The sequence below is a fragment of the Streptomyces sp. NPDC048254 genome, assembly GCF_043201895.1.
Lineage (GTDB): Bacteria > Actinomycetota > Actinomycetes > Streptomycetales > Streptomycetaceae > Streptomyces.
In genome coordinates, this window is the sequence record NZ_JBICZJ010000008.1 from 1 (window position 1) to 21,760 (window position 21,760).

The window sequence follows — 21,760 nt, forward strand, 5'->3', positions numbered from 1 at the left end:
CGGCCCCACCCACACAGACCCCAGCAACCCCGCACACACACCTCGCCACGGCCCCACCCACACAGACCCCAGCAACCCCGCACACACACCTCGCCACGGCCCCACCCACACAGACCCCAGCAACCCCGCACACACACCTCGCCACGGCCCCACCCACACAGACCCCAGCAACCCCGCACACACACCTCGCCACGGCCCCACCCACACAGACCCCAGCAACCCCGCACACACACCTCGCCACGGCCCCACCCACACAGACCCCAGCAACCCCGCACACACACCTCGCCACGGCCCCACCCACACAGACCCCAGCAACCCCGCACACACACCTCGCCACGGCCCCACCCACACAGACCCCAGCAACCCCGCACACACACCTCGCCGCAGGCCCGCACGAAGGCCTCGCCACAGGCCCGCACCCACGGCTCGCAACGGCCCCGCACGCGCAGCCGACCGCAGGCCCGCAGCCGCGGCCGACCGCAGCCCCGCACCCCCGGACCGCCGCAGCCCCTCACGCACGGATCGCATGGAACAACAGCTCGCTCGACTCGGCCCACCGGTCCACCACGTCCGTCCGGCCGTGCAGCACGTCCGAGATGTGCTGGGCACCGAAGAAGGCCGAGACCAGCACCCGTGCGGCCACCGGCGGCGAGACCCCCTCCCGTAGCTCGCCCGCGTCCACGGCGGCGACCAGCAGGGACTCCAGCAGCTCCGTCCAGTCGACGTACGGCGTCGGCAGTTCCGCGTCGATGTGCGGGCGCTCGATCTGCAGTCGCGCCCCCGCCTGCACGATCACGTCGTCGCGGAAGGCCAGGGCCGCACGCTCCAGCAGCCGGGCGGCGGTGCCGAGCGGCCCGCGCCCCTCCGTCACGACCTGCTCCAGCAGCGCCGGCCACCGGGCGTAGTGCTCCTCCACCACGGCGATCGCGAGGGCCTCCTTGGTCGGGTAGTGGAAGTACACCGCTCCCTTGGTCATCTCCACCCGGTCGGCCACGTCCTTGACCGAGGTATGGCGGAATCCGTGCTGTGCGAACAGCTCGGAGGCCGCGGTCAGCACCAGCTGCCGGGTGCGTGCGGACCGGTCCTGTTTGGGATCGGGCCCTCTTCTGGTGACGATCTTCTTGTGGGCGAACGAGGAATACGCCGACTGCGGCTCCAACAAGGCTCTGTTCCTCTGCGTGTGACGGCTTCCACCGGTTTGGCCCGGCTTCCACGGATGCGGACATGACGTGTACGGCCCGGCGGACGGTTGTGTCCGGCCAGGTTGGCCCAAAAACGTTCTCTACAAGAAACCTTCCGGAAGGTATCTTTCTTCACGTCGCTTCCCGCGGGGGCGGGACGGCAACGGGGTCCCAGCCCCGCTGCCGCAACTTGGGGAGGAAGCAGAACATGCATTTCGTACCACCACTCACCCTGCCGTCGGAACCCCACAGCCTCCAAGAACCCTGGAGGAGTCTCGGTTTCGACCGCCCGGTGCCACGCGAGACGGTACACAAGTACGCCACCGCCGAAGTCCTGCTCACCGATGCGGTACGCCTGGACGCCGAGCGGTTCGCCATCGCCTCCGCATGGCACCGCGACCACTTCCTGGACGACCTGGGCGGCCCGACGTCCGACCCGGTCCTGCTGGCCGAGACGGCACGGCAGGCGGCCATCCACCTCTCGCACCGCTTCCACGAGGTGCCGTACGGCCACCACTTCGTCCTCGGCGAACTCGCCGTCGAACTCGACGGACCGCTGCCCGCACCTGGCGCGGCCGCACCGCTCGCCCTCGGCCTCGACACGCACTGCGAGCACACCGAGCGGCAGCCACGCCGGACCAAGCTGGAGCTGAACGCGGAGGCGTACACGGAGCACCGGCGGCTGGGACGGGCCCGGGTGCGCTGGGAGGCGCTGGAGCCGCGCCGCTACGCGTTGCTCAGGAAGCGCGGCGCCGCGGGCTCCGGCGCGGATCCCGCACCGGAGCCCGTCAGGGCCGTACCCCTGCCGCCGGCCCGGGTCGGTCAGCGTCAGGACCGCGACGTCCTCATATCCGCCGACCCGGCGCGGCGCCACCGGTGGTGGCTGCGGCTGGACGCGGAGCACCCGGTCCTGTTCGACCACCCGTCGGACCACATCCCGGGCATGGCGCTGATGGCCGCGTTCCGGCAGGTGGCCCTCGTCACCGCCACGGACGCGGCACAGTACGTGCGGTCGCTGGTCACCCGGTTCACCTCGTTCGGCGAGCTGGACCTGCCGGTGTCGGTGACCGCGGAGCACCTCGCCGGCACGGCCGGCACCGGGCGCGCGGTCACGCTCCTCCTCCGGGCGGAGCAGGCCGGCCGCGAGCTGGCCTCCGCCCGCGTGGAGTGCGCGCTGCCGTGCGCCGACCGTCAGCTCGCCGGAGCGACATGCTGACCGTGCACACGACGAACGGCACCACGGTCCGGCCGGGCCCGGGACCGGCCGGTCTGACGGCCCTCGCCCGCCGCGAGGCGCCCCGGACGGAGGAGACCCGCAGGCTGACGCCCGAGGTCGCGGCCGCCATCGGCGCCGCCGGCTTCCCGCGCCACTTCGTGCCGGGCCGCTGGGGCGGCGCGGAGGGCGGGTTCGGGGCGCTGCTGACCGGCGTGGCGGAGGTCGGGGCGGCCTGCGGGTCCGCGGCGTGGTGCGCCGCCCTGTATGCCGCGCACGGCCGCCTCGCCGCCTATCTGCCCGCCGAGGGACAGCGCGAGCTGTGGGAGCGGGGCCCCGACGCCCGGATCGCCGCCGCGGTCGTACCGCCCCAGGGCAGTGCGGTGGCGGTGGACGGCGGCTGGCGGCTGGACGGCGAGTGGCGGCCCGCCAGCGGGGTGGACCACGCCGACTGGGTGCTGCTCGCCTCCTGGACGCCCGGCGCGGCCGACCGGGAGCACCGGATCTTCGCCGTGCCGCGCGCGGAACTGACGGTGCTGGACACCTGGCACACCTCGGGGCTGCGCGGCACGGGCAGCAACACCGTGGCGGCCGACGGGGTCCTGGTCCCCGAGCACCGGTCCTTCACGCTGGACGCGCTGCTGCGCGCACGGCCCGACGCGGCCCGCTGCCACACCGTGCCCTACCCCATGGTCGCGGCCCTGATCTTCGCCGCTCCCCTGCTCGGCATCGCCCGGGGCGCGCTGCGCGCCTGGACCGGGGAACGGTCCCGCGCCGCGTCCCCGCACCCGGCGGCACACACCGTACTGACCGAGGCGTCCACGCGGATCCACACCGCGGGGCTGCTCCTCGGCGGCGCGGCCGGGCGGGCCGACCACGCGGAGATCACCCCGCTCGCGGTGGCCGAGAACCGCAGGGACGCGACGGCCGCGGCCGTGCTGTGCCGGGAGGCGGTGGACGGCCTCTTCCGCGCCTCCGGGCTACGGGCCCAGGCGCCGGACCACCCCGTGCAGCGGGCCTGGCGGGACGCGACGGCCGCGGCGGGCCACGCCACCCTCGATCCCGACGCGGCGGCCCGGGCGTACGCGGCCGTGGTGCTGGCGCCGGAGCAGGGCGGTCCGCTGTGAGCCGTGCGCGGGAACGACCGCCCGTCGCCTTCTTCGACGTGGACGAGACCCTGCTGGCCACGAAGACCATGCTCGACTTCTGGGACTTCTGGGCCGCTTCGGGCGCCTGGCCGCTCCCCGCCCGCATGCCCGACCTGCGGGCCCGAGCGGCGGCCGGCGAGGACCGGCACACGCTGAACCGGGAGTACTACCGCCGGTTCGCCGGGGTGCCCGCGAGAACACTGGCATCGGTGGCGTGCCGTTGGTACGACGCCCACCGCCGGGGCCCGCGGGCGTTCGTGACGGCCGCGGTCGAAGCCGTCGAGCGGCACCGGGCCCGCGGCCACGAGGTGGTGCTGGTGTCCGGCTCGCTGCGCCCGCTCCTGGAGGCGGTGGCCCGGAACTTCGGCGCCGCCCAGGTGTGGTGCACCGAGCAGGGCGTGACGGCCGGCGGGCTGCTCACCGGTGAGGTGGAGCGGCCGATGATCGGGCAGGCCAAGGCCGGCGCGGTGGCGGCCGTCGTCGGCGAGCGCGGGGTCCGTGCCGAGGACTGCTGGGCGTACGGCGACCATGTGAGCGACCTCGCCATGCTCCGGTCGGTCGGGCACCCGGTGGTGGTCGGCGGCTCACCCGCGCTGGCGGTGGAGGCCGGGCGGGCCGGCTGGGCCGTGCTCGGCGGGGACACGGGACCGCGCCGGGCGGTCCCGTGCGCCGGACGGTCCGTCGTCACCTCGGGAAACGGCCGATGACCGGCCGGTTTCACCCTCCTCAAAACATTCCTTCGCGAGGGTATGTTTATGCCTTCGCCGAGACTGGAGGGCCCCCGCATGGTCAAGCAGGAAAGGGCGCGGCGCACCCGGGAGAAGGTCCTGGACGCCGCCGCCGAGGAATTCGCCGTCCAGGGCTACAGCAGGGCCACACTCAACGCCGTGGCCGCGCGGACGGGGATGACGAAGGGAGCCCTCTACGGGCACTTCGCATCCAAGGAGGTCCTCGCCGGCGCCCTGCTGGCCCAGTCCCACGAGGTGTGGGAGGAGATGCTGCTGACCCGGAACGCCCCCGGCGTCACCGCCCGGACGGCACTGGAGTCCCTGGTCCTGGACCTCGCCCATCGCCTCAAGGCGGACGTCCGGCTCCGGGCGGCCATGCGGCTGGCCACCGACTGTCCGAGCCTGACCCGCGAACTGCCGGACGTCTCCGAGGACGTACGGCGCGACCTGGTCGAACTCGTCCGGCGCGCACAGCAGGAGGGCGGGATGCCCCCGCATCCGCCCGAGCTCGTCGCCCAGTTGCTGCTGACCGCGATGCACGGCGCGCTGCACGTGTCCTTCGGGCCGAAGGGGTGCACCGACGCCGCGGCCTGGGAGGCGGTGTGGCGGCTGCTCCTCGACGTGCTCGCCGGCGATCTGCGGGCGCTGTCGGGCGAGCCGGAGGCGGAAGGGGACGCGCACGGCTGATGAGCAGTGCGTTGCGGAGCCGTTAAAAATACCTTCCCGAAGGGATGTTTCTGCGATGCTGAGGTGGTCCCGGTCCGTCCGGACCCCTTCGGCACGGTGCCGGACCGGCCGGATCACGGTCACGACACGACATGTGAAGGCTTGAAGGCTCGACACGTGAAGGGGGAAAGCGAATGACTGTGCTGGACGAACGGGTCGGGCCGTTCCCACTCGGCCGGATCGGCACCGGGGACGTCCTCGGTGACCTGTCCCACGAGGGGGTACGGCGCGCCGTCACCCACGCCGAACATGTCGACGACTTCGACATGCGGCACCTTCGGTATTTCCTGACGGTGGTCCGGGCCGGCACCGTGTCCGGTGCCGCCCAGGAATTGCGCATATCCCAGCCGAGCCTGAGTCAGCAGATCAAACGGCTGGAGCAACGAATAGGCGCCCCGCTTTTCATCCGCAGTTCACGCGGTGTCGAATTGACCACGGGCGGTCGGGCGTTTCTGCGGGAAATCCAGAGCATTCCCGGCCAGCTGCGGTCCGCCATCGCGGCCGCCGCGCCGTCTCCGCTGGTCTGGCCGGTGGGCGTGTGCGGCGGGGTGCCCGCCGAGGTGCTCGCCGAGGTACAGCACGGCCTCACCGGGCAGCACACCGACCGCACCGGGGGCCGTACCGAGCCGGTGCTGCGGATGCGCTCGGTCAGCGCGGCGGACCAGCCGGAGCTGCTGCACCACGGCGAGATCGCGTTCGGCATCGTACGGCTGCCCGTGGCCGTGCCCGGTCTGGTCCGGGCCGTGGTCTGGGACGAGCCGCTCGGCGTGGTCATGGACGCCGGCCATCCACTCACCCGCCGCCCCCACCTGACCTGGGCAGACCTCGCGGCCCAACGGCTCCTCTGGTACGACGAGGGATGCGCGCCCGGCTACGCGGACACCGTGCCGGCCCAGCTCGCGGCCCTCGGCTGGAACGCCGTGCTGCACCCCATCGACCAGGACCAGCAGGCCCTGTTCGTGCACGCGCTGCAGACCGCCGGCGAGGTGGTGGCGCTGCGGCCGAGGCTCGCCGTCCAGGGCGACCCCCAGCTCGTCTGGCGGCCACTGCCCACCACCTCGGCACCCCGCGAGCGGCTGGCCGTCACCGCGCTCACCGACAGCCGCTCGGCCCGCCATCTGCGCACGGTCGCCGCCCGGCGCGGCTGGCCGTTCCTCACCTGACCACCGTTTCCCACCCCCCTGATCGGCCCGGAGCCCCCACGGCTCCGGGCCGATCCTTTTACCGGACCGTACCCGGATTTCACCGGACGCCGACCGGAACGTTTTATTCCGGGCGCCTGGGAGTGAATTGCACCACGCCCATAGGCCTGGTCCTATGACCACCACGCGCTTTCCGTCTTGGACACCGGAGAAGACCGGTACCTAGTCTTTGAAACACGAAACCAGTGGACGTGGAAATTATTTCGCGAGCCCTTTGTCTCGCTCAATTCTGATCCGTTCACCGGCCGCGCCGGGAAACAGAGGAGAAGCGTGATCTCGACCAAGCTGACCGAGCTGCTGGGAATCGACCATCCGATCGTCAGCGCCCCGATGGGCGGCGTGTCCGGCGCGCGGCTCGCCACCGCCGTCACCCGCGCCGGCGGGCTGGGCCTGGTGGGCGTCAGCTACGGCGACGCCGCCTTCATCGACGAGCACGTGGCCGCGACGGCCGAGCAGGGCGGTGTCTGGGGCGTCGGCTGTGTGATGTTCACCTTCGACGAGCGCCCCGGTCTGTGGGACAAGGTGCTCGGCTACGCGCCGCCGGTGATCGCCCTCTCGTTCGGCGACGCCGACCAGGTGCGCCGGTACGTGGGCTCCGCCGCGGAGAGCGGGGCGCAGGTGGTGGTGCAGGTGCACGACACCGGGCAGGCGGCGGTCGCGCTGCAGGCCGGGGCATCCGTGCTGGTGGCCCAGGGCGCCGAGGCCGGCGGCCACCACAAGACCCAGGCGACGCTGCCGTTGGTCCCCGCGGTCCTGGACCTCACCCAGGGCGCGGTGCCGGTGGTCGCGGCCGGCGGATTCGCGGACGGACGGGGCCTGGCGGCCGCGCTCGCCCTCGGCGCCGACGGCGTGATGATGGGCACCCGGTTCGCCCTCACCGAGGAGTCCATGGGCACGGCGGGCTTCAAGGCCGCCCTGGTGTCCGGCGCCACCACCGACCTCGTCAACACCCGCTCCTTCGACGTCGTGCGCGGCATTCCGTGGGACGAGATGTACACGGCGCGGTCGGTGAGCAACGCGTTCACCCGCGCCTGGACCGGACGGGACGCGGAACTGGCCGGGCGGCGGGCCGAGATCGAGCCCGAGTGGACGGCGGCGGTCGGCCGCGACGACACGGGGCAGCGGGCGCTGTTCGCCGGCGAGGTGCTCGACCTCGTCGACGAGGTGCGGTCGGCCGGGAGCGTGGTCCACGACACGGTCGGCGAGGCCGAAACGATTCTCCGCCGACTCGCCGGGAGCATCACGCCCGCGCGCTGAACGCCGGTCCCCCTCTTCTCGGCTCTTGTCGGCCCGCACGGGCACGTCCCGGACCGCCGGACAGGCGGCAGCAGAAACGGAGTTACCAGTGATCCACATCCTCACCCTCACCTACCTCGTCCCCCGTGACACCGTCACCGCGCACATGGCCGGGCACAAGGCCTGGCTGCGCGAACACGCCGACCAGGGGCGGATCCTGCTGAGCGGGCCGCGCCCGGACGGCGGCGCCGTCATCGTCACGGCCGACCTCGACGAGGCCACCGTCCGCGAGATGGTCGAGAGCGACCCCTGGACCCGGCTCGGCGTCGCGTCGTACGACACCGTCGCCTTCGAGGGGCGCAACGCGAGCCCCGGTGTGGTCACCGCGGCCGTGCCCGACGAGAGCGTGCTGCTCATCAACGTGGCCACCACCGACGACGCACCCGCCTCGGTCGACGCCCTCGCCTCGGCCGTGCACCACGTCGCCGCCACGGCCGACGGCTTCCGCGGCTCCCGCCTGCTGACCAGCGTCGACGGCGACGCCATGGTCAACTTCGCGGCCTGGACCGACGAGAAGCGGTTCAACGCCATCTTCGACGACCCCGAGTTCATGCGCCGCTACGAGGCCTTCGCGAAGACCACGACCGGCGCCAAGTACCGCCTGTACCGGACGAGCCGGGTCATCACCCCGAACCGCTGACCGGCCCCCCTCTTCAGTTCACCAGCACCGTCACACCCATAGGAGACAGCATGCCCACCTCGTCCACGCCCGCCGGGTACGACCTCGTCGTCGTCGGGTTCGGCGCCGCAGGCCTGTCCGCCGCGCTGTCCTTCGCGGAGGCCACCGAGGGCCGCGAGCGGCCCGTCCGGATAGCGGTGCTCGAACGGGCGGCCGAGAAGGACCGCGGCGGCGCCACCCGCTGGACCGGCGCCTTCCTGCGGATCGACCAGGAGCGGCGGTTGGACACGGACTGGGCCGAGCACGTCGGCCGGGTCTCCGGCGGCCTGGCCGACGTCGACTACTGCCGCACCGTCGAGCGGGAGGCCCCGGGGACCCTGGCCTTCGTCGAGAAGCACGGTGTCGAGATCGCCTTCGCGGACTTCCCGCTCCCCCACACCTTCGAGGCCGGCACCCCGTCCATGACCCCGCCGGCCAGCCCCCGCGGCGGCGGCGCCTCGATCGTCGAGCACCTGGGCGCCGCCCTGGAGAGCGACCCCCGCGTCGAGATCCACTACGAGACGGAGGCGCTGCGCCTGACCACCGCCGAGGACGGCTCCGTGGACGGCGTCGTGGTCCGCGGCTCCGACGGCCGCACCCGCCGGCTGTCCGGCCGTGCGGTGGTCCTCGCCTGCGGCGGCTTCGAGGGCAACGCCGAGATGCTCACCCGCTACCTCGGCGACCGCGCCTGCGACCTCCCGCTGATCGCGCCGGGCATCGCCAACAACCGCGGTGACGCGCTGCGCATGGCGCTGGACCTCGGCGCGGACACGGCCGGGCAGTTCGACGGCATCCACGCCGAACCGGTCGACCGCCGTACGACGAAGGCGGACTCGGTGCTCTACGGCTTCCCGGCCGGCATCTTCGTCAACGGCCGTCTCGAGCGCTTCTTCGACGAGGGGCGCGACACCTGGGACAACACCTTCGAGCACATCGGGTACGAGATCTGGAAGAACCAGGACCAGGAGGCGTACTGGATCGCCGACGCCAAGACCCTGGCCATCCCCGGCATCATGAACTCCCTGCTCAGTGACGTGCCACCGGAGCAGGCGGACACCCTGGAGGAGCTCGCCGGGAAGCTCGGGATCGACCCGGAGGGCCTGGAGAAGTCCGTCGCCGAGTTCAACGCGGCCGTCGCCCCCGGGGAGTTCGACCCGACCCGCCTGGACGGCAAGCACACCGTCGGCATCACCCCGCCGAAGTCCAACTGGGCCACCCCGCTGGACACCGCGCCCTTCGTCGGCGTCCCGGTGACCGCCGCGATCTGCTTCACCTACGGCGGTGTCCGCACCGACCTCGACGCCCGTGTCGTCACCCCGTCCGGCACCGCCATCCCCGGCCTGTACGCCGCCGGCGAGGCCACCGGCCTCTTCTACCACGCCTACCCGCCGGCCACCTCGGTCCTGCGCTCGCTCATCTTCGGACGGCTCGCCGCCCACCACGCGGCCGCCGCCCAGCGGACCGTCTGACCCCACCCCACGTCAGCAGCTTCTGGAGACTCCATGAGTATCGTCAACATCGACGTCACCCTCCGCGACGGCGGCTATCGCAACGGCTTCGCCTTCCCGCTCGAGTACGCCCTGAAGCACGCGAAGCTGAGCGTCGAGGCCGGCTTCGACTGGATCGAGATCGCCTACCGCAAGGGCTCCCTCGCCCCGATACCCAACCTCGGGCTGACCGGCCGCGGCGACGACGAGTTCATCGCCGCGATGGCCCAGGAGATCGGCCCGGAGCGGGTCGCGATGATCCTGCACCCGAAGAACATCACCCGCGCCGACCTGCCCGCCATGTACGCGGCCGGTGCCCGCCTGGTCCGGATCATCCTGCCCGCCAAGGGCTACGAGACCGGCCTCGACTACATCCGCCAGGCCAAGGAGACCGGCTTCACGGTCGGCGTCAACTTCGCCCGGATCAGCCAGTGGCCGGGCCGGGACGTGGTCGAGGTGGCGACCGCCGCCACCGACGCGGGCGCCGAGTTCGTCTACCTCGCCGACTCCAACGGCAGCCTCTCCCCCGTCGACACGACCGACCTGACCACCCTGACCAAGTCGGTCACCGGCGGCCCGGTGGGGCTGCACGCCCACAACAACCTGGGGCTCGCCCTGGCCAACGCGATCAGCGCGGCCGCGGCCGGCGCGACCTGGATGGACTCCTCGATCCAGGGCATGGGCAAGGGCCCCGGCAACCTCATCGCCGAGCAGTGGCTGGCCCACCTCGACCGGACCGACCCGGAGTCCGCCGCGCGGCTCGACCTGGCCCCGGTCCTGGAGCTGGCCGACCTGCTGCTCGCCAACATCCCCGAGGGCACGCCCTCGCTGCCGCTGCCGGACCTGGTCCTGGGCCGCTACGACCTGCCGGTGGAACACCGCAAGGACCTGCTCGGCGAGCACGGCGAGGCCATCGCGACCGCGCGCAACCTCGCCGGCGTCCGGTGACCCACGCCGGACCGGTCGTGCCGACGGCGGTCTTCGGACCGGAGACCGCCGTCGGCGCGCCCCACGCCCTCGTCCTCGCCCCCGTCACACCGCGCTGGGACGAGGGGGCGTTCTTCGCCCCGGTCATCCGGACCCTGGCCGGCGCCGGGCTCCGGGTGACCGTGGTGGACACGCTCTCCCTGTGGGACGAGGAGGCGGACTCGATGGCCGCCTTCGTCGCCCGATGGCGCGCGCTGCTGCCGGACTTCGGCCGCGTCGACCTGCTCTGCGGGAACGCGCTGGGCGGCGCGGTGGCCCAGGCCCTGCTCCCGGACTGCGCGCCCGACACGGCCGCGCTGCTCGTCTCGGGCCCCGCCCGCACCGACCCGCTCCTGGAGGAACGGCTCACCCGGATCGCGGACCTGGCCGCCTCCGGCCGTCCCGGCGCCGCACTCGCCCTGCTCGACCAGCGCGTCCTGCCGCTCGGCGCACCCGGCGCCGATGTCACCGCCGCCGCCACCGCGGACGCCGACACAGCTCCCGTCGACGTCGAGGCCGACACCGCCGCGGGGCGCAGGCTGGCCGCAGGGATGCGGCTGCTGTGCGGGATCGACGTCACCGACGCCGTACGCAACCATCCGGGCCCGCTGCTCCAGATCGTGGGCAGCCACTCCCAGCTCGTCACCCGGCGGCACACCGCCGCCGCCCCGCACCACAGGGTGCACGTCGCCCCCGGGGCCGGCATGCGCCCCCACGCCGAACAGCCCACCGAGGTAGCCGCGTTGATCGAGGCCTACCTGTGGGAGAAGGGACTCCGATGAAGTCGGCTCCGAGGAAAAGCGTCGCCGTCCTGCCCGGTGACGGCATCGGCCCCGAGGTCGTCGCCGCCGCCCTCGACACCGTCGAACGGCTCGGTCTCCCTCTGGACTTCCGGTTCGGGGAGATCGGCTGGGAGTGCTGGCGCCAGGAGGGCGACCCGGTCCCCCAGCGGACCTGGAAGCTCCTGGAGGAGACCGACACCTGCCTGCTCGGTGCCATCACCAGCAAGCCGCTGCGCGAGGCGGAGGCCGAACTCTCGCCGCCGCTGCGGGGCACCGGCCGGAAGTTCGTCTCCCCGGTCATCCAGCTGCGCCAGCGGCTCGGCCTGTACGCCAACATCCGCCCGGTCACCGACCTGGACCACGGCCGGTTCGACTTCACCGTCATCCGGGAGAACACCGAGGGCCTGTACGCCGGGTTCGACGTCCACGGGCTCGACGACGCGCTGTGGAACGCGGTGCGCGAGCACCCCAACGCCGAGGCCTCCGGCCCCGACGAGAGCAGTGTCACGCTCCGGCTGCAGACCCGGTTCGGCATCGACCGGCTGCTGCGCTTCGGCTTCGCCCACGCCGAGGCCCACGGGCAGCGGCGGCTCACCGTCGTGGACAAGCCGATGGTGCTGCGGCAGAGCGGCAACCACCTGCGCGAGCGTCTCGAACTGATCTCCCGGGACCACCCGGACATCGAGACCGAGATCCTCAACGTCGACGCCGTCGCCCTGTGGATGGTCCGCAGGCCGGAGCGGTTCGGTGTGCTCGTCGCCGAGAACATGTTCGGCGACATCCTCTCCGACCTCGGCGCCGGCGTCATGGGCGGACTCGGACTCGCGCCGAGCGGCAACATCGGCGACCACGGCAGCTACTTCGAGCCGGTGCACGGCAGCGCCCCCGCCATGGCGGGCCGGGACCGGGCCAACCCGATGGCGATGCTGCTCACCGTCGCCCAGATGCTGGACCACCTCGGCCTCCCCGTACCCGGTGCGGAACTGCGCGACGCCGTCCGCACCGTGGCCCGCGCCCGTACGACGGTCACCTACGACCTGGGCGGCAACGCGGGCACCCGCGAGGTCGCCGAGGCCATCACCGCCGAACTGCCGGGCGGTAAGGCGGAGTCGGCATCGTCCGAACTGCCGGGCGGGGACGCCGAGTCGGTGTCGCCCGAACTGCCGGACACGGACGCCGAGTCGGTGTCGCCCGAACTGCCGGACACGGACGCCGAGTCGGCTGTGGACGCGGGCAAGGTGCCCGTCGTGCCCGCGGACGTGGTGGACCGGCTGGCCGCGCTCGACACCGCCTCCGTCTCCGACGCCCTGGACAGCCTCGGCATCCCCGGAGTGCTCGCCGGGATCAGCGCGCGCGTGCCCGGCGCCCGTACCGCGGGCCTGGCGTACACCGTCACCTACCAGCCGGTGGACCGATCCGACGGGAGGTTCCGCAACGCGGCCAACTACCTGGACGACGTGCCCGACGGCTCCTTCGTCGTGGTCGACAACGGCGGCTCCACCACCTGCACCAACTGGGGTTCGCTGCTCACCGCGGTGGCCCGGAGCCGCGGGGTGCGCGGCACCGCCCTGCACGGCTCGGCCCGCGACCTCGCCGAGATCCGCGCCACCGGATACCCGCTGTTCAGCACCGGTGCCACCATGGTGAGCGGCAAGAACCGGGTGGAACTCGCCGCCACCGGACGGCGGATCACGATCGGCGAGGTCACCGTCCGCCCCGGTGACGTGATCGTCGCCGACGACAACGGCGTCCTCGTCGTACCCGCCGAACAGGCCGCCGAGGTCGCGGACCGCGCGGAACGCGTCGAAGGGACCGAGTCGGCCATCGCCGAGGCGGTCGGCACCGGCCTGCGCCTGGACGAGGCCCGCCGCCGGTTCGGCTACGCCAAGCCGTGGGAGGGCCCCGCCGACCCCGAGTCCCGTGATGCGTGACCTGGTACGACGGGTGGTGGACGTCCACTACCACGCGGGGCCCGACCTGTACCGGCGCCGGCTGACGACCGCCGGCGCCGGGCGGGCCTACGCGGAGGTCGACGGCTGGGCGGTGATCAAGAGCCATCTGGGGTCGACGGCGGCGAGCGCCTGGGAGGCCCGGCAGGAGGGTCTGCCCGTCTCCGGCGCGGTCGTCCTCAACGACCTGGCCGGCGGGGTCCGCCCCCGGGTCGTCGAGCAGGCCGTCTACGCCCACGGACCGGACAGCCCCGCCCGGCTGGTCGTCCACCTCCCCACCCTGGTCGGCCCCGGGCACCGGTCGGCGCTGCGCCGGGAGCCGTTCCACCCCCGGCTCGACCCCGAACACTGGCGCGCCGACCGCGTCCTGGACGGCACCGGCCGGCTCCGCGAGCCGGTGCGCGAGGTACTCCGGGCGGCCCGCGACCTGCCCGTCGTCCTCGCGAACGGGCACTGCGACCGGGACGAGACCCTACGAGTGATCGACGAAGCGGTACGCCTGGAACTCCCCCGGCTGCTGCTGACCCACGCCACCCACCCCATGTCCGGCCTCACCCCCGCCGACCTGGCCCAACTGGCCCAGGTCCCCGGACTGTACGTCGAACTCACCGCCCTGACCCTGCTGTTGGGCCACCGCGACACCCGGCACCTGGCCGAGGTGGTGCGCACCCATCCCCGGGTGGTGTTCAGCTCCGACCTCGGACAGCCGGACCAGCCGGACCCCGCCGGCTGGCTGGCCACGAGCCGACGCTGGTTCGGCGAAGCCGAGTTGACGTCCGATCAGTTCCGCGCCGTCACCTCGGTCAACCCCGCGGCGCTGCTGGCGCCCTGACCGGCGACCGCCCACTCCCCGGGAGTACCCGCACGCCCGCATCCCGAACGGCCGCCCTGCGCGCCGACATCCGTCGGCTGGGTGACCTTCTCGGCGAGACCCTCGTCCGGCAGGAGGGCCCCGAGCTGCTGGACCTCGTCGAGCAGGTGCGCCGCCTCACCCGCGAGGACGGCGAGGCCGCCGCCGAACTGCTGGGCCGCACCGATCCGGAGACCGCCGCCAAGCTGGCCCGCGCCTTCGCCACCTGCTTCCACCTCGCCAACGTCACCGAACAGGTGTACCGGGGGCGGGAGTTGAGGGACGCACGAGCACGCGAGGAGTCGGCGCTGGCCCGGGTGGTGCGCGAAGGAGCGGACCAGGCCCCCGAGTTGCTCGCCCAGGCGGACGGCCACCTCAACGTCCGTCCGGTGTTCACGGCGCATCCCACACCCCTGTCCTCAAGCAGACCTTCGGCATCCGCGACGCCTACCTCGACCCCATCTCCTACCTCCAGGTCACCCTCCGCAAGCGCCAGCGCGACGCGGCCACCACCGGCGCCGAACCCGACCCCCTCCTCGCCCGCGCCCTCCTCCTCACCGTCAACGGCGTCGCAGCCGGCCTGCGCAACACCGGCTGACCAGCCCCGTAAACGCCGCCATCGTCGGGGAAGCCGAATCCCCCCTCCACCACAGGAGTTCCGCCATGCCCCATAACCCCGGCCTCCCGCGCCGCAGGGTGCTGCGCACCGCACTCGCGACCACGGCGGCGCTGTCCGCCCCGCTCGTGGAAGCCACGCCCGCACTCGCCGCCCGCCCCCGGATCGGCAGGCTGAGCGACCAGTCCGCCGTGCGTTCCTTCACGTTGGGGGACACCAGGCTCACCTACGTCGTGGACGCGGCGATGGAGCTGGACCCGGCCGGCTTCCTCCCGGCCGTCCCCACCGACTACTGGCGGGAGCACCCCGAGGCGCTCACCCGCTCCGGCCGGATCGCCGCCTCGGCCGGCGGTGTGCTCGTCGAACGCGGGCGGCACAGACTGCTGATCGACGTGGGCCTCGGAAGCAACGTCCTGTCGCCCACGCTCGGCGTCTCCCGCGGGGGCGCCCTGCTGAAGACCCTGCGGGGGCTCCGGGTGGCCCCGGAGTCCGTGGGCACCGTGGCCTTCACCCACCTGCACACCGACCACACCGGAGTGGGCTTCGTCCCGGACCGGCAGCAGGAGCTGCACAAGGCGTTCCCGTGCGCCGACTACCTGGTGGCGGCGGCCGAATGGGGCCCGTTCTGGCGGGGCGAGATCAAGGTGGGGGCGCCGTCCTGGGACGGCTTCATGGTGCCGATGTCCCGCGTGCTGCGGCAGTTCGAGGACGGCGACGAGGTGTGGCCGGGCGTCACCGCTCTGATCACCCCGGGCCACAGCCCAGGGCACACCACGTACGTCATCTCGGCGTCACGCGGCCGCCGGATCCTGGTCCTCGGGGACGCCTTCCACACGCCCGCGCAGCTGACCCACCCCGAGTGGCCCTCCGGGCCTGACGTGGACGTCGAAGGGGTGCTGAAGGCCCGCAGGACGCTCCTGGAGCAGCTGCTGGCACCCCGCACCTACGCCTTCGCGTTCCACTTCGGGGACCAGGCCTTCGGCCGCGTCGTGCGGGACGCGGCCGGAGACGTCCAGTGGCGGCCGGCCCCGGCCCGGGCACTCCTGCCCAGCCCGGTCCGGCTCGCCTGACCTACCGCTGATCCACCGCGCTCTCAGCTCTCGTCGGCGGTCAGCCGCAGCGAGATCGAGTTGATGCAGTACCGCTGGTCGGTCGGGGTCGCGTACCCCTCGCCCTCGAAGACGTGCCCGAGGTGCGAACCGCACCGCGCGCACCGCACCTCGGTGCGCACCATCCCGTGCGTGCGGTCCTCGACCAGCTCGACCGCGTCGGTATCCTTCGGGTCGTAGAAGGACGGCCACCCGCAGTGGGACTCGAACTTCGTGGTGGAGGTGAACAGCTCCGCACCGCAGGCGCGACACGAGTACACGCCCTTGGTCTTGGTGTCGGTGTACTCACCGACGAAGGCCGGCTCGGTCGCCGCCTGACGCAGCACGGCGTACTCGGCCGGCGTCAGCTCCGACCGCCACTGCTCGTCCGGCTTGTCGACGTCGTACGACATGACTCTCAGCCCCTCACTTCGCCAGGCGTTCCAGGGTCCTCGGGCCCAGGTCGGTCACATCTCCCGCGCCCATGGTGAGAACCAGATCACCGGGCTTCGTCATTCCCGCGACCACGGCGGGGACCTCGTCCTTGTCGTGCACGGCGGTGACGTCGGCGCCCGCGGCCCGCGCCGCCTCGATGATCAGCTCGCTGGTGACGCCGGGGATCGGGTCCTCGCGGGCCGGGTAGATGTCCAGGACCACGGACGCGTCCGCGAGCGCCAGCGCGTCGCCCATCTCCTTGCCCAGCTCCTGGGTGCGGGAGAACAGGTGCGGCTGGAAGACGACCAGGATCCGGGCGTCCCCGGCGGCGGCGCGCATGGCCTCCAGGTCGGCGGTCATCTCGGTGGGGTGGTGGGCGTAGGAGTCGATCACCTGGACGCCGGCCGCCTCGCCCTTCAGCTGGAGGCGGCGCTTGACGCCCGTGTACGCGGCCAGCGCGGGCGCCAGCTCGGCGGCCGGGACCCCGAGGGCCACGCCCGCGGCGAGCGCGGCGACGGCGTTGTGCGCGTAGTGCCGGCCGGGCACGGAGACCGTGAAGGTCAGCTCGGTCCCGTCCAGCGCGACGGTGACCTCGCTCTTCAGCCCCTGCGGTACGACGGACAGCACCCGGACGTCGGCGTCGGCGGCGTCGCCGTAGGTCACCGTCCGCACCTTCCCGGCCAGCCGCCGGGTCAGCTCGCGCGCGCCCTCGTGGTCGGCGTTGATCACCAGCGTGCCGCCGGGCACGATCCGGCCGGCGAAGGTCTCGAAGGACTCGTAGATCTCTTCCATCGAGGCGTAGTTGGCGTGGTGGTCGAGCTCCACGTTCAGGACGATGGCGACCTCGGGCGCGTACTTGTGGAAGCTGCGGTCCGACTCGTCCGCCTCGGCGACGAAGATCTCGCCCTCGCCGTGCAGGGCGTTGGAGCCGGGGGCGTCCAGGTCGCCGCCGATGGCGTACGACGGCTCGCGGCCCAGCGCGGTCAGCGACACGGCCAGCATCGAGGTGGTCGTGGTCTTGCCGTGGGTGCCCGCGACGGCGATCGGCCGCGCGCCGTCCATCAGGGCGGCGAGGGCGTCCGAGCGGTGCACCACGGGGATGCCCAGCTCGGCCGCGCGCGCCAGCTCGGGGTTGTCCTTGCGGATCGCCGACGACACGACGACACAGCTGGCGTCGTCGGCCAGGTACTCCGCCGCGTGCCCGATGTGCACGGTGGCGCCGAACGCCCGCAGCGCCTCGACGGTGGCCGACTCCTTGGCATCGCTCCCGGCCACCTCCGCACCGCGCTGGGCGAGGATCTTGGCGATCCCCGACATACCGGCGCCGCCGATCCCGATGAAGTGCGGTCGCTCCATGGCGGAAGGAAGGCCGGGTGCCATGTGTTTCTCCCAGAGACGGTGACGTGCGAAAGCGTGCCTAGCCTATGTGCTCGAACTCGCTTCACTCCGCAACGGGCGGCGTGCCCACCCACCCGGGGGCGCGGGGCTGTGTTTGATATGCGGCTCCGCCGCGTGGGCGCGACCAGCCACCACACACCCGCGCCCGCCGGCGCACCGCACCCGCACCCGCACCCGCACGGCGCCTACGCCTTACTGTGCGAGAACAGCTTCAGCACCGGCACCCCCACCTTGTGCCGCGCCCGGGACGCCCAGTCCCGGTGGAAGAACTCCTCCACATAGTGCGGATCGGTCAGCACGATCACCTCGTCCGCGCCGACCTCTTCCACCACCGTCTTCAGCGCGTCCAGCGGGTGGTTCTCGACCATCCGCCCCTCCGCCGTGCTCCCCGCCGCCCGCAGGGCCGCCAGGGACACGTCCAGCGCCTGTTCGGCCGGCCCCTTCGCCTCGTCCCCCTCGGGCGTCTCCCGCTCGCGCGCGGCTTCGTCCAGTTCGCCGAGCGCGATGTCGTCGATGGCCCGCAGCAGGCGGTCCGCCTGGTCGCCGCGCGGCTGGAGCAACACATGGAAGGAAACCTGCTCGTCCCCGTGCAAGGTGGTGACGAACTCCACGTCGGCAGACGTCAGGGCCTTCTCGATCATCAGAACGCTTGTGAACACCAGGCGCCTCTTCTCCTGAGAGGGCCACTCGGACCCTCTGTCCTCCCTGGGGCCTAGCAGCCCTGCGGAAACCATCCTGCCCCGTGAACGCACGGGTACTGCCGGATTCAGTGTGCCCGCCGGAAGCTAAGCGGAACGGTAGATTCCGCCGAATTCAGGACCGCCGATAGCGACCGAACAGGAATCCGGCTTCCTCCAGCAGGGACACTAGTTCGAAACGCCTGGGTACGGTCACACCGGGTCCCCCGGAAATGCGCTGTGCTCCGCCTGCCGTGAGCATCGGCGACATCGTGAGGCACAGCTCGTCGAGGACATCGGCGGCGATGAACTGCCCGAGCAGCCGGGGCCCGCCCTCGGTCAGCAGCCGGGTGTGACCCAGGCCGGCGAGGGCGCTCACCGCGCGGGCGGGGTCGACGCCGGCGCCGTCACCGGCGATCACCACCCGGGCGCCGGCCCGCTCGGCGGCGGCGACACGGTCGGGGGCGGCCGCCGCGCCGGTGAGGACCAGCGTGGGGACGAGGGGCGAGGTGAACAGCGGGAGCGAGAAGTCGAGGTCCAGGCTCGCGGTGACGACGGCGATCGCGGGGGCCGCGTCCTGCCCCGCCGCCGCTCGGGCCCCGGCGAACTCGGCACGCGCACGGGCCGGCCGGTAACCCTCCTGCCGTACCGTTTCCGCTCCCACGACCACCACATCCGCGAGCGCCCGCAGGGTGCCGAAGATCCGCATGTCGGCCGCGCCGGAGATGGGCTGCGACCGCCCGTCGTGCTGACCGGCGCCGTCGAGCGTGGACACCATGTTGGCCCGCAGCCAGACCCCACGCCCGGCGGGATAGCCATAGGCGACCGCAAGCTCGGCGAGACTCCACTCCCGCTCGTCCCCCTCGTCCCCCTCGTCCCCGTCGGCCCCCTCGGCCGGTCCGCCGGAGGCCGGGGCCGCTGTCTCTTCGGTCACAGGGAACAGGCGTCGCATGTCGTGCAGTGTGGCACGGCAACTACCATGGACAACCGTGTCGTCTTCTCCCGCCGCTTCCGAGGTCAGCCCCATAGCCGACGCGGCCCCGCTGTCGCTGTGCGCCCGCTCGCCGCGCGTCCCCGCGGACCGGCTGGTCGCCGAGATGGTGCCGCCGCCCCGCTTCGACTCGGTCCGCTTCGCCACCTATCTGCCGGACCCGAACCAGCCGAGCCAGACCGAGGCCGTACGGATCCTCGAAGGCTTCGCGGCCGGTCTGGGCGGCGCGCACGCCGCGGCCGGCGGCAGGCGCGGTTTCCTCGGCTTCGGGAAGGCCAGGGCGCCGAAGACCCCGGCCGGACCCCGCGGGGTCTACCTCGACGGCGGGTACGGCGTCGGCAAGACCCACCTGCTCGCCTCCCTCTGGCACGCCACCCCGGCCGAGCCCGCGCTGAAGGCGTTCGGCACCTTCGTGGAGCTGACCAACCTGGTCGGCGCCCTCGGCTTCCAGCAGACCGTCCAGACCCTCTCCGGCCACCGTCTGCTGTGCATCGACGAGTTCGAGCTGGACGACCCGGGCGACACGGTCCTGGTGTCGACTCTCCTGGGCCGGCTCGTCGACGCCGGTGTCGCGCTCGCCGCCACCTCCAACACGCTGCCGGGCAAGCTCGGCGAGGGCCGGTTCGCGGCGGCCGACTTCCTGCGCGAGATCCAGGGCCTGTCGGCCCGCTTCCGCGCCCTGCGCATCGACGGCGAGGACTACCGGCACCGCGGCCTGCCCGAGGCACCGGCGCCGTTCTCCGAGGAGCAGGTGGCCAAGGCGGCGTACGCCACCCCCGGCGCCTCGCTCGACGACTTCCCGCACCTGCTGGACCACCTGGCCAAGGTGCACCCCAGCCGGTACGGCGCGCTGACCGACGGCGTGACGGCGGTCTGCCTCACCGATGTGCGGCCGGTGCCGGACCAGTCGACCGCGCTGCGGCTGGTGGTCCTCGCGGACCGGCTCTACGACCGTGAGATCCCGGTCCTGGCCGCCGGACTGCCGTTCGACAGGCTGTTCAGCGAGGAGATGCTGAACGGCGGCTACCGGAAGAAGTACTTCCGCGCGATATCCCGGCTCACCGCCCTGGCCCGGGACGCCAAGGGGCTCGTCGCCGGCGAGTAGGCCCCTCTATTCGATCAAGATCGCCGGGTCAAGAGCTCGATCGAGCCACCCCACCGGCATTTTTCACGCTCTCTTCGGTTCGCAACACCGAGTTAACCCTGCAAACGACTTTGCAGGGTTAACGTGTTTCTTGACCAACCATTGACCTGTGCTTGGTGCACACAAGAGGCGTGAACTGCCGCGAGGGGGGCTCATGTTCCGAGGTACGACGGCCCGGACCGTGTTCTCGCTCCTGGCCGCCGCCCTGCTCGCCGTCCAGTTCTTCGCGCCCGCGGCAACATTCGCAGCCGCGCACACACTCAGTCATGCCGAGGCCAAGGCCCAGCCCGGTCCGGGGCCCTCGGCGAAGCCGGTGCGCGACGGCTCGCACACCCTCCGCGCCCACGGCCTCTGCGGGGAGCCCACCAGCCCGCCGCGGACCGCCGACCGCCACCGCAGCGCCACCGCCGGCTGGGCCGACGACCGTCCGCCCACCGCCCGGCACACCGAGGCGATACCCGCCTCCGCGGCCCTCGCGGCCAAGCATCAACGCACGTCAAGACCGTCCAGAGCCCACTCGCCGGCCGCGCTTCAGGTCTTCCGCTGCTGAGCGACGGGTTCTGCCCCGGCTCGTCACCCCCCACGACCGTCGTGCAAGCCCGACGCGCCGCTGCGGCGCGCCAGGAGGAGTCCACACATCATGCAGCCCCTCATCGACAACGCCCGTACGTTCGGACAGCGCCCTGAGGAGTTCGCCAAACTCGCCGAAGGCCAGTCCCCGCAGGTGCTGTTCATCACCTGCTCCGACTCCCGGGTCGTCCCGGCCCTGATCACCGGCGCCCGCCCGGGCGAGCTCTTCGAGCTGCGCACCGCGGGCAACATCGTCCCCCCGTACGCCTCGGAGCACCCCACCAGCGAGGCGGCCACCATCGAGTACGCCGTGGAGGTGCTGGGCGTCCGCGACATCGTCGTCTGCGGGCACTCGCACTGCGGCGCCGTCGGCGCGCTGGTGCGCGGCGACGACCTGACCGCCGTACCCGCCGTACGGGACTGGCTGGCCCGTGCCGAGCCGCGCCCGACCGGGGCGGTGGAGGACCCGGCCGTCGCGGAGGGCGTGCAGAGCCATGTGCTCGCCCAGCTGCTGCGGCTGCGCTCCTACCCGTTCATCGACAGGAAGCTGGCGCGGGGCGAACTGACCCTGCGCGGCTGGTACTACGAGGTCCACACCGGTGCCGTGCGCGAACACCGCGCCGACACCGACGCGTTCGAGACCCTGTGAGCGTCG

Annotated in this window: 22 protein-coding genes and 1 pseudogene; 18 read left to right on the top strand and 5 right to left on the bottom strand. The window is 72.8% G+C overall.

Annotated elements, in window-relative coordinates; all coding sequences use genetic code 11:
• Positions 1–511 precede the first annotated feature (511 nt).
• Positions 512–1,162, bottom strand: coding sequence for a ScbR family autoregulator-binding transcription factor (locus ACGFZQ_RS22730; RefSeq protein WP_393841820.1), 651 nt, complete (start codon positions 1,160–1,162; stop codon positions 512–514).
• 311 nt (positions 1,163–1,473) lie between these two features.
• Between ACGFZQ_RS22730 and ACGFZQ_RS22735 the strand changes: the two genes are divergently transcribed.
• From ACGFZQ_RS22735 to ACGFZQ_RS22805, 15 genes and pseudogenes are all read left to right on the top strand, one after another.
• The gene (locus ACGFZQ_RS22735; RefSeq protein ID WP_393841821.1) at positions 1,474–2,397 is read left to right on the top strand and encodes a ScbA/BarX family gamma-butyrolactone biosynthesis protein; all 924 of its coding nucleotides are present in this window, start codon (positions 1,474–1,476) and stop codon (positions 2,395–2,397) included.
• Positions 2,391–3,521: an oxidoreductase gene (locus tag ACGFZQ_RS22740; protein ID WP_393841822.1), complete on the top strand. Its 1,131-nt coding sequence runs from the start codon at positions 2,391–2,393 to the stop codon at positions 3,519–3,521. Before ACGFZQ_RS22735 ends, ACGFZQ_RS22740 begins: the two co-directional genes overlap by 7 nt.
• The gene (locus ACGFZQ_RS22745; RefSeq protein WP_393841823.1) at positions 3,518–4,249 is read left to right on the top strand and encodes an HAD family hydrolase; all 732 of its coding nucleotides are present in this window, start codon (positions 3,518–3,520) and stop codon (positions 4,247–4,249) included. Before ACGFZQ_RS22740 ends, ACGFZQ_RS22745 begins: the two co-directional genes overlap by 4 nt.
• A gap of 78 nt (positions 4,250–4,327) precedes the next feature.
• Positions 4,328–4,957, top strand: coding sequence for a TetR family transcriptional regulator (locus tag ACGFZQ_RS22750; protein WP_393841824.1), 630 nt, complete (start codon positions 4,328–4,330; stop codon positions 4,955–4,957).
• A 173-nt stretch (positions 4,958–5,130) separates the two neighbouring features.
• Complete coding sequence (locus ACGFZQ_RS22755; protein ID WP_393841825.1) at positions 5,131–6,159, top strand: LysR family transcriptional regulator; 1,029 nt, start codon at positions 5,131–5,133, stop codon at positions 6,157–6,159.
• Positions 6,160–6,468: 309 nt separating this feature from the next.
• Positions 6,469–7,455, top strand: a complete 987-nt coding sequence (locus tag ACGFZQ_RS22760) for an NAD(P)H-dependent flavin oxidoreductase (protein WP_393841826.1) — start codon at positions 6,469–6,471, stop codon at positions 7,453–7,455.
• Positions 7,456–7,543: 88 nt separating this feature from the next.
• Positions 7,544–8,134: a YciI family protein gene (locus ACGFZQ_RS22765; RefSeq protein ID WP_382531252.1), complete on the top strand. Its 591-nt coding sequence runs from the start codon at positions 7,544–7,546 to the stop codon at positions 8,132–8,134.
• Between the two features lie 50 nt (positions 8,135–8,184).
• On the top strand, positions 8,185–9,621 hold the full coding sequence (locus ACGFZQ_RS22770) for an FAD-binding protein (RefSeq protein ID WP_393841827.1): 1,437 nt from the start codon (positions 8,185–8,187) through the stop codon (positions 9,619–9,621).
• 33 nt (positions 9,622–9,654) lie between these two features.
• Positions 9,655–10,587, top strand: a complete 933-nt coding sequence (locus tag ACGFZQ_RS22775) for a hypothetical protein (RefSeq protein WP_351729071.1) — start codon at positions 9,655–9,657, stop codon at positions 10,585–10,587.
• On the top strand, positions 10,584–11,387 hold the full coding sequence (locus ACGFZQ_RS22780) for an alpha/beta fold hydrolase (RefSeq protein WP_393841828.1): 804 nt from the start codon (positions 10,584–10,586) through the stop codon (positions 11,385–11,387). The genes ACGFZQ_RS22775 and ACGFZQ_RS22780 overlap by 4 nt, the downstream gene beginning before the upstream one ends.
• The gene (locus ACGFZQ_RS22785) at positions 11,384–13,318 is read left to right on the top strand and encodes an isocitrate/isopropylmalate family dehydrogenase (RefSeq protein WP_393841829.1); all 1,935 of its coding nucleotides are present in this window, start codon (positions 11,384–11,386) and stop codon (positions 13,316–13,318) included. The genes ACGFZQ_RS22780 and ACGFZQ_RS22785 overlap by 4 nt, the downstream gene beginning before the upstream one ends.
• On the top strand, positions 13,311–14,168 hold the full coding sequence (locus ACGFZQ_RS22790) for a DUF6282 family protein (protein WP_393842090.1): 858 nt from the start codon (positions 13,311–13,313) through the stop codon (positions 14,166–14,168). The genes ACGFZQ_RS22785 and ACGFZQ_RS22790 overlap by 8 nt, the downstream gene beginning before the upstream one ends.
• Positions 14,165–14,596 (top strand): annotated as a pseudogene (locus ACGFZQ_RS22795) (phosphoenolpyruvate carboxylase); the annotation flags it as partial. The gene ACGFZQ_RS22790 and the pseudogene ACGFZQ_RS22795, both read left to right, overlap by 4 nt.
• Before the next feature lie 50 nt (positions 14,597–14,646).
• Entirely contained in the window at positions 14,647–14,784 is a 138-nt protein-coding gene (locus ACGFZQ_RS22800; RefSeq protein ID WP_393842091.1) for a phosphoenolpyruvate carboxylase, read from the top strand.
• Positions 14,785–14,849: 65 nt separating this feature from the next.
• Positions 14,850–15,872 (top strand): MBL fold metallo-hydrolase, encoded by a 1,023-nt coding sequence (locus tag ACGFZQ_RS22805; RefSeq protein WP_393841830.1) that lies wholly within the window; start codon positions 14,850–14,852, stop codon positions 15,870–15,872.
• Between the two features lie 23 nt (positions 15,873–15,895).
• Here the strand turns inward: ACGFZQ_RS22805 and msrB are convergent, their stop codons facing one another.
• The 4 genes from msrB to ACGFZQ_RS22825 all read right to left on the bottom strand — a co-directional run bounded on the left by msrB (position 15,896) and on the right by ACGFZQ_RS22825 (position 19,352).
• Positions 15,896–16,303, bottom strand: coding sequence for a peptide-methionine (R)-S-oxide reductase MsrB (gene msrB / locus ACGFZQ_RS22810; RefSeq protein WP_351729064.1), 408 nt, complete (start codon positions 16,301–16,303; stop codon positions 15,896–15,898).
• A gap of 13 nt (positions 16,304–16,316) precedes the next feature.
• Positions 16,317–17,705 carry a UDP-N-acetylmuramate--L-alanine ligase gene (gene murC, locus ACGFZQ_RS22815; RefSeq protein WP_393841831.1) on the bottom strand — a complete coding sequence of 463 codons (1,389 nt, stop codon included), beginning with the start codon at positions 17,703–17,705 and terminating at the stop codon, positions 16,317–16,319.
• A 203-nt stretch (positions 17,706–17,908) separates the two neighbouring features.
• Positions 17,909–18,364 (bottom strand): indole-3-glycerol phosphate synthase, encoded by a 456-nt coding sequence (locus ACGFZQ_RS22820; protein WP_393842092.1) that lies wholly within the window; start codon positions 18,362–18,364, stop codon positions 17,909–17,911.
• A 172-nt stretch (positions 18,365–18,536) separates the two neighbouring features.
• On the bottom strand, positions 18,537–19,352 hold the full coding sequence (locus ACGFZQ_RS22825) for a pyrimidine reductase family protein (RefSeq protein ID WP_393841832.1): 816 nt from the start codon (positions 19,350–19,352) through the stop codon (positions 18,537–18,539).
• Between the two features lie 37 nt (positions 19,353–19,389).
• On the opposite strand from ACGFZQ_RS22825, the gene zapE reads away from it, so the two are divergent.
• The 3 genes from zapE to ACGFZQ_RS22840 all read left to right on the top strand — a co-directional run bounded on the left by zapE (position 19,390) and on the right by ACGFZQ_RS22840 (position 21,754).
• Positions 19,390–20,496, top strand: coding sequence for a cell division protein ZapE (zapE, locus tag ACGFZQ_RS22830; protein ID WP_393841833.1), 1,107 nt, complete (start codon positions 19,390–19,392; stop codon positions 20,494–20,496).
• 193 nt (positions 20,497–20,689) lie between these two features.
• Positions 20,690–21,085: a hypothetical protein gene (locus tag ACGFZQ_RS22835; protein WP_393841834.1), complete on the top strand. Its 396-nt coding sequence runs from the start codon at positions 20,690–20,692 to the stop codon at positions 21,083–21,085.
• A 90-nt stretch (positions 21,086–21,175) separates the two neighbouring features.
• Positions 21,176–21,754, top strand: a complete 579-nt coding sequence (locus tag ACGFZQ_RS22840) for a carbonic anhydrase (protein ID WP_351729051.1) — start codon at positions 21,176–21,178, stop codon at positions 21,752–21,754.
• Positions 21,755–21,760: the final 6 nt, after the last annotated feature.

What these genes read in the sequence shown, in the direction of transcription:
- murC (WP_393841831.1), bottom strand. Translation starts at nt 17,705, where the DNA reads ATGGCACCCGGCCTTCCTTCCGCCATGGAGCGACCGCACTTCATCGGG.
- ACGFZQ_RS22770 (WP_393841827.1), top strand. Translation starts at nt 8,185, where the DNA reads ATGCCCACCTCGTCCACGCCCGCCGGGTACGACCTCGTCGTCGTCGGG.
- ACGFZQ_RS22790 (WP_393842090.1), top strand. Translation starts at nt 13,311, where the DNA reads ATGCGTGACCTGGTACGACGGGTGGTGGACGTCCACTACCACGCGGGG.
- ACGFZQ_RS22775 (WP_351729071.1), top strand. Translation starts at nt 9,655, where the DNA reads ATGAGTATCGTCAACATCGACGTCACCCTCCGCGACGGCGGCTATCGC.
- ACGFZQ_RS22750 (WP_393841824.1), top strand. Translation starts at nt 4,328, where the DNA reads ATGGTCAAGCAGGAAAGGGCGCGGCGCACCCGGGAGAAGGTCCTGGAC.
- ACGFZQ_RS22835 (WP_393841834.1), top strand. Translation starts at nt 20,690, where the DNA reads ATGTTCCGAGGTACGACGGCCCGGACCGTGTTCTCGCTCCTGGCCGCC.
- ACGFZQ_RS22805 (WP_393841830.1), top strand. Translation starts at nt 14,850, where the DNA reads ATGCCCCATAACCCCGGCCTCCCGCGCCGCAGGGTGCTGCGCACCGCA.
- ACGFZQ_RS22785 (WP_393841829.1), top strand. Translation starts at nt 11,384, where the DNA reads ATGAAGTCGGCTCCGAGGAAAAGCGTCGCCGTCCTGCCCGGTGACGGC.
- ACGFZQ_RS22740 (WP_393841822.1), top strand. Translation starts at nt 2,391, where the DNA reads ATGCTGACCGTGCACACGACGAACGGCACCACGGTCCGGCCGGGCCCG.
- ACGFZQ_RS22755 (WP_393841825.1), top strand. Translation starts at nt 5,131, where the DNA reads ATGACTGTGCTGGACGAACGGGTCGGGCCGTTCCCACTCGGCCGGATC.
- ACGFZQ_RS22840 (WP_351729051.1), top strand. Translation starts at nt 21,176, where the DNA reads ATGCAGCCCCTCATCGACAACGCCCGTACGTTCGGACAGCGCCCTGAG.
- ACGFZQ_RS22820 (WP_393842092.1), bottom strand. Translation starts at nt 18,364, where the DNA reads ATGATCGAGAAGGCCCTGACGTCTGCCGACGTGGAGTTCGTCACCACC.
- msrB (WP_351729064.1), bottom strand. Translation starts at nt 16,303, where the DNA reads ATGTCGTACGACGTCGACAAGCCGGACGAGCAGTGGCGGTCGGAGCTG.
- ACGFZQ_RS22825 (WP_393841832.1), bottom strand. Translation starts at nt 19,352, where the DNA reads ATGCGACGCCTGTTCCCTGTGACCGAAGAGACAGCGGCCCCGGCCTCC.